Below are 12,190 nucleotides of genomic sequence, written 5' to 3'. Positions count from 1 at the left end.
GCCTACGACGCGCAGCGCTCGGCGGGCAACACCAACGACCTGCGGGGCAAGATCCTGCGGATCAAGGTCAACGCCAACGGCACGTACAGCATCCCATCGGGCAACCTGTTCGCGCCGGGGACCGCCAACACCCGGCCCGAGATCTACGCGATGGGCTTCCGCAACCCGTTCCGGATGAGCGTCGACAAGGCCACCGGCGTCGTCTACGTCGGCGACTACGGCCCCGACGCCGGATCGACCAGCTCCACGCGGGGCCCGTCCGGGCAGGTCGAGTTCAACCGGATCACGTCGCCCGGCAACTACGGCTGGCCGTACTGCACGGGCAGCAACACCACCAGCGAGACCTACAACGAGTGGAACTTCGCCACGAACAGCACCGGCAACAAGTTCAACTGCGCCGGCGGGCCGACGAACAACTCCTTCCGCAACACCGGCCTGGGCACCCTGCCCGCGGCCCGGGCGGCGTGGATCAAGTACGCCGGCGACTCGGGCAGCCCGTCGGAGTTCGGCAGCGGCTCCGAGTCGCCGATGGCGGGTCCTGTGTACCGCTACGACGCGGCGAACCCGTCGACGACGAAGTTCCCGCCCTCGCTGGACGGCCTGTTCTTCGCGGGCGAGTTCGGCCGCGGCTGGATCAAACCGATCGCCGTCAACGCCGACGGCTCACGGGGCACGATCGACAACTTCCCCTGGGTCGGCAAGCAGGTCATGGACATGCAGTTCGGCCCCGACGGCGCGCTGTACGTCCTGGACTACGGCGCCGGCTTCGGCAACGGCGACGCGAACTCCGCACTCTACCGCTTCGACTACGTCGGCACCGGCGGCAACCGTGCCCCGACCGCCGTCGCCGGCGCCAGCGTCACCTCGGGTGCGGCGCCGCTGACGGTGAACTTCTCCTCCGCCGGCAGCAGCGACCCGGACGGCGGGACGCTGACCTACTCGTGGGCGTTCGGCGACGGCACCACCTCCACCGCGGCGAACCCGTCGAAGACCTACACGGCCAACGGCAGCTACACCGCCACCCTGACGGTCCGTGACCCGCAGGGCGCCACCGGAACGGCCGGCGTCCAGATCAGCGTCGGCAACACCGCGCCCACGGTCACGGTGAACACGCCGGCGTCGGGGCAGCTGGCGTCCTTCGGCGACGGCGTGCCGTGGAGCGTCACCGTCACCGACCCCGAGGACGGGACGATCGACTGCTCGAAGGTCACCATGACCTACGCGCTCGGGCACGACCAGCACGCCCACCAGATCACCTCGCAGACCGGCTGTTCCGGCACGATCACGATCCCGGTCGACGGTGAGCACGACGACGCGGCGAACATCTTCCCGATCTTCGACGCGCAGTACACCGACAAGGGCGGCCTGACCACCCACACCCAGAACATCCTGCAACCACGCAAGCGGCAGGCCGAGCACTTCAAGACCTCGTCCGGCATCAACACCTACAGCAAGACCACCGCCGAGGGCGGCAGGACCGTCGGCGACATCCACAACGGCGACTGGATCGAGTTCGACCCGTACAAGCTGAACAACGCCACCTCCGTCCAGGTGCGCGCCTCGTCCGCGGGCTCGGGCGGCACGGTGCAGTTCCGCACCGGCTCGCCGACCGGCACCGTCATCGGCTCCGCGACGATCCCGGTGACGGGCTCGTGGGAGACGTTCACGACCGCGACGGCGGCGATCACCAGCCCGCCCGCCGGGACGACGTCGCTCTACCTGACGTTCGCCGGCAGCGGCACCGGCCTGCTGTTCGACGTCGACAGCTTCACCTTCGCCACCGGCACCCAGCCGTCCGGGACGGGGGCGGTCAAGGGTCTGGCGGGCAAGTGCCTCGACGTGCGGGGCGGCAGCTCGGCCAACGGCACCCAGATCCAGCTGTACACGTGCTCCGGCGCCGCCGGGCAGACGTGGACGCGCTCCGGCCAGACGCTGCAGGCGCTCGGCAAGTGCCTGGACGTCAACGGCGGCGCCACGGCGGACGGCACGAAGATCCAGCTGTGGGCCTGCAACGGCGGCGCCAACCAGAACTGGACGGCGCAGTCGGACGGCACGCTGCGCAACCCCCAGTCCGGCAAGTGCCTGGACGTCTCCGGCAACAACTCCGCCGACGGCACGGTGGTGCACCTGTGGACCTGCATCAGCGGCGCCGCCAACCAGAAGTGGACCCTGCCCTGACCTGACGAACCCGGCGCCCGCGCACCCGCGCGGGCGCCATCGCCACCCTTCTGTCACCCCTTCGCAGACCGGAGGAACCATGCGCAGACTTCTCGCCGGTGCGGGCGCCGCCATCGCCCTCGCCGCCGGCACCCTCACCGCGGCCTCGCCCGCCGCGGCCGCCGACGCCCCGTACGACGTCCTCGTGTTCTCCAAGACCGCCGGCTTCCGGCACGACTCGATCGGCACCGGCATCCAGGCCATCCGTGATCTGGGCGCGGCGAACAACTTCACGGTCACCGCCACCGAGGACGCCACCCGGTTCACCACCGCCAACCTCGCCCAGTACGAGGCCGTGGTGTTCCTCAGCACCACCGGCGACGTGCTCAACGACACCCAGCAGGCCGCGTTCGAGTCCTACATCCGCGGCGGTGGCGGCTACGTCGGCATCCACTCCGCCGCCGACACCGAGTACAGCTGGTCGTTCTACGGCCAGCTCGTCGGCGCGTACTTCGCCTCCCACCCGGCGATCCAGCAGGTGAACGTGAAGACCGAGAACCGGGCCCATCCGGCCACGGCCCACCTGCCGCAGACCTGGACCCGCACCGACGAGCTGTACAACTACCAGAGCAACCCGCGCTCCACCGCCCGGGTGCTCTCGACGCTGGACGAGTCGTCGTACTCCGGCGGCACGATGGGTGCCGACCACCCGATCACCTGGTGCAAGACCATCGACAGCGGACGGTCGTTCTACACGGGCCTCGGCCACAGCCAGTCGTCGTACTCCGAGACGGCGCTGCGCGCCGAGCTGCTCGGCGGCATCCGTTACGCGGCGAAGCGCGCGAACGCCGACTGCCGGCCGGAGACCGGCTACACCGCGCTCTACAACGGCTCGACCACCGGCTGGTCGCAGTCGGGCCCCGGCAGCTTCACCAACAGCGACGCCACCCTCACCTCCGTCGGCGGCATGGGCCTGTTCTGGTACAGCGCGAAGCAGTACACGTCGTACTCGCTGAAGGCCGACTGGCGGATGACCGGCGACAGCAACTCCGGCATCTTCCTCGGCTTCCCCAACCCGGGCAGCGACCCCAACGTCGCGCAGAACCAGGGCTACGAGATCCAGATCGACGCCACGGACAGCGCGGACCGCACCACGGGCGCGATCTACGGCGTCAAGTCCGCCGACATCGCCGCCCGCGACGCGGCGCTCAACCCGCCGGGGGAGTGGAACACGTTCGAGGCGCTCGTCGAGGGCCAGCGGCTCCGGGTGTACCTCAACGGCACGCTGATCAACGACTTCACCAACACCGACCCGAACCGCAACCTCGACGGCTACGTCGGCATCCAGGAGCACGGCGCCGGGAACACGGTCGACTTCCGCAACATCCGGATCAAGGAGTCCGGCACCCAGCCGACCGGTGTCGGCCCCGTCAAGGGCCTGGCCGGCAAGTGCCTGGACGTGCGCGGCGGCAGCTCGGCCAACGGCACGCAGATCCAGCTGTACACCTGCCAGGGCAACGCGGCGCAGACCTGGACCCGCTCGGGGCAGACGCTGCAGGCGCTCGGCAAGTGCCTCGACGTCAACGGCGGCGGCACCGCGAACGGCACGAAGGTGCAGCTGTGGACGTGCAACGGCGGCGGCAACCAGGCCTGGGCGCCGCAGTCGGACGGCACGCTGCGCAACCCGCAGTCCGGCAAGTGCCTGGACGTGTCCGGCAACAACTCCGCCGACGGCACGGTGGTGCAGCTGTGGACCTGCATCTCCGGTGCGGCGAACCAGAAGTGGACGCTGCCCTGAGCCGACCGGCCCGACGTACGAAGGAGCGGCCGGACTCCCCGGCCGCTCCGCACCATCCCTGAACGGAGCTCCCATGCCCTTACCACCCACGCACCCCGCACCCCGGCCACCGAGCGGCGCCGCCCGGCTCGCCGGGCTGGCCGGGGCGGCCGCCGCCGTCCTCGTCGCCGGCGGCACCGCGATCCTCGCGCCACCGGCCACGGCGGCCGTCATGCAGACGCTGTACGCCGCGCCGGCCGGCTCCGGCACCGCCTGCACCGCCACCCAGCCCTGCTCGCTGTCGCAGGCGCAGACCTCCGTCAGGGCGGCCGCGCCCACCATGACCGGCGACATCGTGGTGCAGCTCGCCGGCGGCACGTACTCCCTCGGCGCGCCGCTCACCTTCACCGCCGCCGACTCCGGCACCAACGGCCACACCGTCGTCTGGCAGGCCGCCGCCGGGACCCGCCCGATCATCTCCGGCGCACGGAAGATCACCGGGTGGACCGTGTCGGACACCGCCCGCAACATCTGGCGGGCCGATGTCGGCACCGGCTTCGACACCCGCCAGCTCTACGTCGACGGCCGCATCGCCACCAGGGCCCGCACCCAGGTCAACCGCGCGGACTTCACCGCCTCGACGACCGGGCTCAGCTTCACCAGCGGGGCGCTGTCCTACCTCAACAACCTCGCCGCCAAGAGCCGGGTCGAGCTGGAGTCTGTCGACTCGTTCACCGACCGGTACGTGCCGGTGCAGGCGATCGCCAACAACACGCTCACCATGCAGCAGCCCGCGTGGAACAACAACACCTGGGGCTACGACACGATCACCAGGCCGTTCCGCGGCGGGCCGATGTACCTGGCGAACGCCCGCGAGTTCCTGGACGCCGAAGGGGAGTGGTACCTGGACACGGCCGCCGGTGCCCTCTACTACAAGCCGCTGTCCGGGCAGAACATGGCCACCGCCGACGTCCAGCTGCCGCGGCTGGAGTCACTGCTGCGCGTCGGCGGCACGTACGCGTCGCCGGCCCACCACCTGACCTTCTCCGGCCTGCAGTTCTCCGGCACCAGCTGGCTGCAGCCCAGCAGCAACCAGGGCTACGCCGACCAGCAGACCGGCGCGTACATGTACGGCACCTGGAACCGTCCGGGTGACGCGCTCACCTCCTGCCAGTCGGGCTGCCAGCTCTTCGAGGCGACCCGCCCCGCCTGGCGGCAGATGCCCGCCGCGGTGCAGGTGTCCGCGGCGAACACGGTGTCCTTCACCGGCAACCGGTTCACCAACCTCGGCCAGGTCGGTCTCGGCATCGGCAACGACGCCAACGCGCACGGCACCGGCGTCGGCCTCGGCGCCCGCGACATCACGGTGACCGGCAACGTGTTCGAGTACCTCTCGGCCGGCGCCGTCATCGCCGGCGGCGTCCAGGCCGACGCGCACCATCCCAGCGACAGCCGGATGACCAACAGCAACATCACGGTGAGCAACAACGTCGTGCACGACGTCGCGTCGGAGTACCGCAGCCACGTCGGGCTGCTCATGACGTACACCGCCGGCTCGACGATGGCGCACAACGAGCTGTACAACCTGCCCTACTCCGGGATCGCCCTCGGCTACGGGTGGGGCGCCAACGACGCGGGCGGCAGCCAGGACTACACCGACCGGGGGCTGTACAACTACCAGCCGAGGTACACCACGGCCACCGTCGCGGCGAACAACCGGGTCACGGCCAACTTCGTGCACGACGTGGTCCAGCAGATGACGGACGCCGGCGCCTTCTATCACCTGTCGGCGAGCCCGGGCACGACGGTGAACGAGAACTACTTCCGCAACAGCAACGGCTGGCTCGGCCTGTACTTCGACGAGGGCTCGCGCTACGTCTCCGCGGCGAACAACGTCTTCGACAACACCGGCACGTGGGCCTACACCCAGGAATGGGCGAACAACAACACCGGCAACCTGACCCTGACCGGCAACTGGACCACGAACAACGGCAGCAACGTCAAGACCGGGACCCGCGGCAACACCAACAGCGGCACCGTCGTGGTGAGCGGCGGCAACTGGCCGAGCGGCGCACGGGCGGTCATGGCCGCCGCCGGCGTCCAGGGCACCCAGCAGCCGGCGGACACGTTCGCGCTGCGCGGCACGGCGTCCGGCCGGTGCCTGGACATCGCCGGGGCCTCGCAGGCCAACGGCGCCCTCGCCCAGCTCTGGGACTGTCACGGCGGCACCAACCAGCGGCTCACGCTGACCGCGGCGGGCGAACTGCGGCTGTACAACGGCGGCAAGTGCCTCGACGTGCTCGGCCGCGGCACCGCCAACGGCACCGCGGTGGAGATCTGGGACTGCAACGGTCAGACCAACCAGCAGTTCCGGCTCAACGGCGACGGCAGCGTCACGGCGGTCGGAGCGAACAAGTGCCTGGACGCCAGCGCGGCGGGCACCGCCAACGGCACGAAGGTCCAGATCTGGGACTGTCTCGGCGCGGCCAACCAGCAGTGGAGCCGGGTCACGTCGTAGACCCGCGGTCGCGGGCCGGGTGACTCAGCGCTGCAGCCGCAGCGCGCCGCCCGGCCCGCCACGGCGGGCCAGCCAGGCGTCGGTGATGTGCGCGAACATCGCCGCCGCCGCGCCGTGCGGGTCGTGCGAGGCGATGCACTCGTACACGCGCCGGTGACCCAGGTTCGACGCCACGCACAGGGCCCGCTCGGTGCGCCCCACGTACCGGGCGGTGTGGATGACCTGGCTCTGCAGCGCCTTGACCACCCCGCGGGCGATGCGGTTGCCGGAGGCGTGCATGACGATGTCGTGGAAGGTGCGGTCGTGCTCCTCGTACGTGACGTGGTCGTCGACGAGCTCGTCCATGCGGTCCACGAGTGTGCGGAGCCGGTCGACGGAGTCCTGATCGGCGCGCCGGGCGGCGACGCCGGCCATGTCGGACTCCAGCAGCCGCCGGGTGACGACGACGTCGTCGAGGACGCCGAGCGTGTCGTCCTCGGCGATGCTCGCGGCGAGCACGAGCTCGTCGAGCATGTTCCACGCGCCCGGCGGTGTGACGATGGTGCCGCTGCCCTGGCGGACCTGCACGAGCCCCTTCTCCTGCAGCAGCTTCACCGCCTCCCGGACCACGGTGCGGCTCACCGAGAACATCTCGCACAGCACCGGCTCGGGCGGCAGTGGGGTGCCCGGTGGGTGCAGGCCGCGCACGATCCGGCCCACCAGGTCCGCGGTGACGGCCCGGGCGAGGTTCGCCGGCCGCCGCGTCCAGGCGGGCGATGGCGTGGCCGTATGTGGTCCCGCCATGGCGCCTCCCGATCTCCGTGGCGCGCTGGACGCGACGCCGCTCCAGCATACGGAACTGATGACGTCAGACGTAATACGAATATGTTACAGGCGCTTGCAGACGTCATACGTATGCCCTATGTTGTGGGCGCGATGCATCGGTGATCCTCATAGTCTTCGACACAAGGGACACGAACATGGTCGGAAAGGCACGGCACGGACAGACCCGGCGGTGGGTCGGTGCGGCGGCGTTAGCCCTCACCCTCACCCTCACCGTCGCCGGCTGCGGCAGCGACAGCGGCACCACCTCCGGCTCCTACGGATTCCCCCAGGCCGCCCAGGACGACAAGGCGAAACTCACGGTGTGGGTCGACGCCGACCGGTCCTCGGCCGTCGACGCCTTCAAGAAGGCCAACCCCGACGTCCAGCTTGAAGCCGTCACCTACGACGGGTCGGCGAACGGGTCCAACTCGTTCCGCACCAAGATGCAGCTGTTCGACCGCGCCGGCAGCGGCTGGCCCGACGTGGTCTTCTCCACCCAGAACAACGACGCGGCCTGGGCCAGCCAGCAGAGCAACGGCAAGCAGGCCTTCGCCGCCGTGCTCGACCAGGGCCTCGTCGCCAAGGAGACCCTGGACCGGTTCACCGCCGGTGCGCTCAACCCGTGCACCGTCGAAGGCAAGGTGTACTGCCTGCGCAACGACCTCGCCCAGGTGGTGCTCTGGCACAACAAGACGCTGCTGGACCAGTTCGGCTACACCCTGCCGACCACCTGGGAGGACTACCAGGCCCTCGGCGAGAAGGTGGCCCGCGAACACCCCGGCTACATCGTCGGCGCCGCCGGAGACGCGTTCACCCCCGAGATCTACCTCTGGAGCAGCAAGTGCCAGGCCAACGGCATCACCGGCCCGAAGGCGGTGACCGTCAACACCGGCACCACGGAGTGCAAGCGCGCCGCCTCGATGCTCGACACCCTCATCAAGAACGGCACGGTGCCCACCGTCAGCGTGTTCTCGCCCGAGTTCGTCAAGAACTACGCGAACAAGGTGCTGCTGATGCCCGGCCCCGCGTGGTACGCCGGCGCCATCTTCAACAACCCGCAGTCGCTCAACGTCCCGAAGGGCCAGCTCGGTGTGGCCGCGCCGCTGGCCTGGAAGGGTGAGGAGGCGGCGACCGGCAACGTCGGCGGCGCCACCTGGTTCATCAGCAGCCACTCCAAGAACCTCAAGGCCGCCCGGAAGTTCGTCGAGTTCGTCACCACCGCCGACGACTACCAGGTGAACGTCGCCCCCGGGTACCCCGCGTACGCGCCCGCCGCCGAAAAGTGGATCAAGAAGCAGGAGTCGAGCGGCTACTACGCCACCGACCTGCAGGCGATGGTCAAGGCGGGGTCGCAGATCTGGGGCGGATGGGGCTCCGGCATCTTCAGCCAGGAGGCCATCTGGGCCAAGACCGTCACCCCCGCGATCGTCAGCGGCAAGAGCCTGGTCGGTCTGCTCCCCGAGTGGCAGACCGCCATCAAGAACCAGGCCCAGGTCGACGGCTACAAGGTCACGTGACAACGGCAGCAGAGGCCGCCCGCCGACCGGGCGGGCGGCCCCGCCTCACGGAGCACCGCAGCGCGGTCAGCTACGCCTTCGTCGCGCTCTACGCCGTGCTCGCGGTCGCCTTCGGCATCCTGCCTGCCGGCTACGCGCTGTACCTCGCGTTCACCGACGGTGGCGGCGCCTTCGCCGGCATCGCCAACTTCACCAAGGTCGTCGGCGACTTCCGGTTCCTGCCCGCCGTCGGGCACGTCGCCTGGTACCTGACGATCTGGCTGATCTCGCTGGTGGTCCTGGTGACGTTCCTGGCGATCGTGGTGCACGCCGTCGGCGCCCGATGGCTGAGCCGCACCCTGCGACTGGTGTTCTACCTGCCGGGCGCGGTCGCCGGCGCCTCCAGCGTGCTGCTGTGGCTGTTCGTGCTCGACCCGACCGCCAGCCCCGTCGGAGGGCTGCTGCGGCTGCTCGGGTTCGACAGCTTCAACCAGGTCATCGCGCCCGCGCACCTGCCGCTCATCTTCGCCGTCATCGCGTTCTGGACCGGCGCGGGCGGCTGGATCGTCATCATGTACGGCGCGCTGAACAACATCAGCGCCGAGGTGATCGAGGCGGCGCGCATCGACGGCGCCGGGCCGGTGCAGATCGCCTGGCGCATCCAGCTGCCGCTGCTGCGCAAGTGGATCTCGTACATGGGCATCATGTCGCTCGCCGCCGGCACGCAGCTGTTCGTCGAGCCGCAGCTGCTGTCCCAGGCCAGCAACGCGATCGTGCCCAACGACTACTCGCTCAACCAGCTCGCCTACCTGTACGCGTTCCAGCAGAACGACTTCAACGCCGCGGCCGCCATCTCGCTGCTGCTGCTCGTCATCGCCCTCGCCCTGTCGGCCGTCTTCGTGACGCGCGGCGGGCTGTTCGAAAGGGACTGAGTCAATGACGACACTGGTCACCCGGCGCCCGCACCGGGTGCCGGCCGGACCGTCCACAGGGCACCGCGCCGGTGCCGGCGGCGGCGCGGGCCGCGCGCTCGTCGCGGTCGTGCTCACCGTCTTCGTGCTGTTCTTCGTCATCCCGATCGTCTGGCTGCTGCTGGCCACGACGAAGTCGGCGCACGATCTCCTCGTCGGCAGCCCGTTCCTGCCCGGCACCCCGGCCGACCTGGCCGCGAACTGGCGCCAGCTGTTCGACTTCCAGGACGGTGCGGTGACCGCATGGGTCGGCAACTCCGCGCTGTACGCGGTGGGCGCGCTGGCGATCACGCTCGTCGCCAGCATCCCGGCGGGCTACGCCATGGCGATGACGGACTTCCGGTTCCGCCGGTCGCTGCTGGTGCTGACGCTGGTCGTCATGCTCATCCCGAACACCGCGCTGGTGCTGCCGATCTTCCTCGAGCTCAACGTGGTCGGGTTGATCGGCAGCCCGCTGTCGGTGATCCTGCCGATGTCGTTCTTCCCGTTCGGGGTGTACCTCACGTACATCTACTTCTCCACCAGCGTCCCGCGGGACCTGCTCGCCGCGGCCCGCATCGACGGATGCTCGGAGCTGGAGGTGTTCACCAAGGTCGCGCTGCCGCTGGCGACGCCGATCGTCGCCCTGGTCGCCTTCTTCAGCTTCGTGCAGAGCTGGAACAACTTCTTCCTGCCCTTCGTGATGCTGCCGTCCAGCGACGGCTACCCGGTCCAGGTCGGCCTCACGTCGCTGCTCGCCTCGACACCGGCCTTCAACCCAAGCTCCGCCGGCGCCCAGTCGGTGCAGCTGCCGACGCTCGCCCTGGCGACCGTCGTGTCCGTGCTGCCCGTGCTGATCGTCTTCGTGTTCGCCCAGCGGTTCCTCGTCGCGGGCATGACGGCAGGAGGCACCAAAGAGTGAAACCGAACCACGCCCAGAAGGAGCACGCGTGAAAGTCACCGGATACCGCAGCCTGACGACGAAACATGACTGGGGGCGGCTGATCGGCGACGCCAACGGGGTGATGTCGGAGCCGCGTACCGACGTCCACGTGCTGATCGTGGAGACCGACACGGGGCTGGAGGGCGTCGGGCTCGGCCAGCACGGCGACATCGACCGGGTCTTCGGCGCCGTGGAAGGCGAGGACCCGCGGGCGGTCTCGGCCCTGTACGACCGGATGCTGAACTGGGTATTCAAGACCGGGCACGCGGGCGCCACCTTCGGCGCCATCGGCGCGATCGACATGGCGCTGTGGGACCTCAAGGCGAAGGCCGCCGGCGAGCCGCTGTGGCGCACGCTGGGCGCGCTGGACCGGTTCGTGCCCGGCTACGCCTCCGGGCTGGACATCGCCCTGGACGACGACGCCCTGGTGCGCCTGTACGAGGGGTTCGCCGACCGGGGGTTCAGCGCCGCCAAGCTCAAGGGCGGCCACGACGTCCAGCGGGACCTGCGCAGGCTGGAGGCGCTGCACGAGGTGCTGCGACGCAACTCGGCGCAGCCGGCTCTCATGTTCGACGCGAACGAGTCGTGGAACCGCACCCAGGCGGTGCGGTTCGTGGCGGCCTTGGAGCGCACCGTCGATCTCACCTGGGTCGAGGAGCCGGTGCGCCGCTGGGACGCCGCCGGCCTCGCAGCGGTCCGCCGCGGCATCCGGGCCGCCGTGGCCACCGGGGAGAACCTGACGGGCCTGGAGCAGTACCGGCCGCTGCTGGACGCCGACGCCGTCGACATCGTCCAGGTCGGCAACGTCTGGGGCATCACCCACTTCCTGCGGGTCGCCGCGCTCGCGCACGCCCACGACCTGCCGGTCAGCGCGGTCGCCTACCACGCCAACCCGTCGGCGCACGCCGCCGCGGCCGTGCCCAACCATCTGGTCTTCGAGGTGCAGGACGTCAACGCACCGATCGGCCTCACCGTCGACCAGCAGTACGAGGACGGCGGCATCGTGCTCGGCGACGAGCCCGGCCTGGGCATCCGCGTCGACGAGGCGGCCATCGCCGCCCTGCGGGTCATGACCTCGACGGTCGCGGTCGCCGGCCCGCACGTGCGGCCGTCCCGCGCCGGGCTGAGGATCATTCCGGACGCCCGCCGCGAGGAGCGTCGGGGCGTGCCGGCGGCCGACGGGGCGAGCCGGTGAGCGCGCCGCGGCGGGTCGAGCGGCACGCGTTCATCGTCGGCGTCCGCCCGGAGCGGCGGGAGGAGTACCTGCGGCTGCACCGCGACGTGTGGCCGCAGGTCGAGCAGACGCTGCGCGACGCGCACATCACCAACTACTCGATCTTCATCGTCGGTGACCTGCTCTTCGCCTACTACGAGTACGTGGGCGACGATCACGCCGCTGACCTGGCCCGCGTCGCCGAGGACCCGGTGACCCGCGAGTGGTGGACGCACACCGACCCGTGCCAGATCCGCGTCGTCGAGGAGCGGAACCCCGGTGCGCTGTGGCAGCCGCTGGAGGAGATCTGGCACCTGGCGTGAGCGGCATGG

At 70.2% G+C, this 12,190-nt stretch carries 9 protein-coding genes; 8 read left to right on the top strand and 1 reads right to left on the bottom strand.

The window, feature by feature from the left end; all coding sequences use genetic code 11:
- The 3 genes from AB0I21_RS04175 to AB0I21_RS04165 form a co-directional block, all read left to right on the top strand.
- A partial coding sequence (locus AB0I21_RS04175) for a carbohydrate-binding protein (protein ID WP_360558953.1) occupies window positions 1-2,178 on the top strand: 2,178 nt, incomplete at its 5' end.
- A 79-nt stretch (window positions 2,179-2,257) separates the two neighbouring features.
- Window positions 2,258-3,955 (top strand): ThuA domain-containing protein, encoded by a 1,698-nt coding sequence (locus tag AB0I21_RS04170; protein ID WP_360558951.1) that lies wholly within the window; start codon window positions 2,258-2,260, stop codon window positions 3,953-3,955.
- A 73-nt stretch (window positions 3,956-4,028) separates the two neighbouring features.
- Window positions 4,029-6,452 (top strand): RICIN domain-containing protein, encoded by a 2,424-nt coding sequence (locus tag AB0I21_RS04165; protein WP_360558950.1) that lies wholly within the window; start codon window positions 4,029-4,031, stop codon window positions 6,450-6,452.
- Window positions 6,453-6,476: 24 nt separating this feature from the next.
- Here the strand turns inward: AB0I21_RS04165 and AB0I21_RS04160 are convergent, their stop codons facing one another.
- On the bottom strand, window positions 6,477-7,235 hold the full coding sequence (locus AB0I21_RS04160; protein WP_360558948.1) for an FCD domain-containing protein: 759 nt from the start codon (window positions 7,233-7,235) through the stop codon (window positions 6,477-6,479).
- A 176-nt stretch (window positions 7,236-7,411) separates the two neighbouring features.
- Here AB0I21_RS04160 and AB0I21_RS04155 point away from each other — a divergent pair, with 176 nt between their 5' ends.
- The 5 genes from AB0I21_RS04155 to AB0I21_RS04135 are packed head-to-tail and all read left to right on the top strand — an operon-like array spanning window position 7,412 to window position 12,181.
- Entirely contained in the window at window positions 7,412-8,773 is a 1,362-nt protein-coding gene (locus tag AB0I21_RS04155; protein ID WP_360558946.1) for an extracellular solute-binding protein, read from the top strand.
- On the top strand, window positions 8,770-9,684 hold the full coding sequence (locus AB0I21_RS04150; RefSeq protein ID WP_360558944.1) for a sugar ABC transporter permease: 915 nt from the start codon (window positions 8,770-8,772) through the stop codon (window positions 9,682-9,684). Before AB0I21_RS04155 ends, AB0I21_RS04150 begins: the two co-directional genes overlap by 4 nt.
- A gap of 4 nt (window positions 9,685-9,688) precedes the next feature.
- Entirely contained in the window at window positions 9,689-10,624 is a 936-nt protein-coding gene (locus AB0I21_RS04145) for a carbohydrate ABC transporter permease (protein WP_360558943.1), read from the top strand.
- 28 nt (window positions 10,625-10,652) lie between these two features.
- Entirely contained in the window at window positions 10,653-11,840 is a 1,188-nt protein-coding gene (locus AB0I21_RS04140; protein WP_360558941.1) for a mandelate racemase/muconate lactonizing enzyme family protein, read from the top strand.
- Window positions 11,837-12,181: an L-rhamnose mutarotase gene (locus AB0I21_RS04135; RefSeq protein WP_360558939.1), complete on the top strand. Its 345-nt coding sequence runs from the start codon at window positions 11,837-11,839 to the stop codon at window positions 12,179-12,181. The genes AB0I21_RS04140 and AB0I21_RS04135 overlap by 4 nt, the downstream gene beginning before the upstream one ends.
- Window positions 12,182-12,190 lie beyond the last annotated feature (9 nt).

The sequence above is a fragment of the Dactylosporangium sp. NPDC050588 genome (assembly GCF_040654975.1).
GTDB classification, from domain to species: Bacteria; Actinomycetota; Actinomycetes; order Mycobacteriales; family Micromonosporaceae; genus Dactylosporangium; species Dactylosporangium maewongense.
The sequence above is the reverse complement of the archived record's forward strand: the minus strand, read 5'-3'. Positions and strand labels throughout refer to the sequence as shown.

Coding starts and splice junctions, on each gene's coding strand:
- AB0I21_RS04170 (WP_360558951.1), top strand. CDS start 2,258: ATGCGCAGACTTCTCGCCGGTGCGGGCGCCGCCATCGCCCTCGCCGCC.
- AB0I21_RS04165 (WP_360558950.1), top strand. CDS start 4,029: ATGCCCTTACCACCCACGCACCCCGCACCCCGGCCACCGAGCGGCGCC.
- AB0I21_RS04160 (WP_360558948.1), bottom strand. CDS start 7,235: ATGGCGGGACCACATACGGCCACGCCATCGCCCGCCTGGACGCGGCGG.
- AB0I21_RS04155 (WP_360558946.1), top strand. CDS start 7,412: ATGGTCGGAAAGGCACGGCACGGACAGACCCGGCGGTGGGTCGGTGCG.
- AB0I21_RS04145 (WP_360558943.1), top strand. CDS start 9,689: ATGACGACACTGGTCACCCGGCGCCCGCACCGGGTGCCGGCCGGACCG.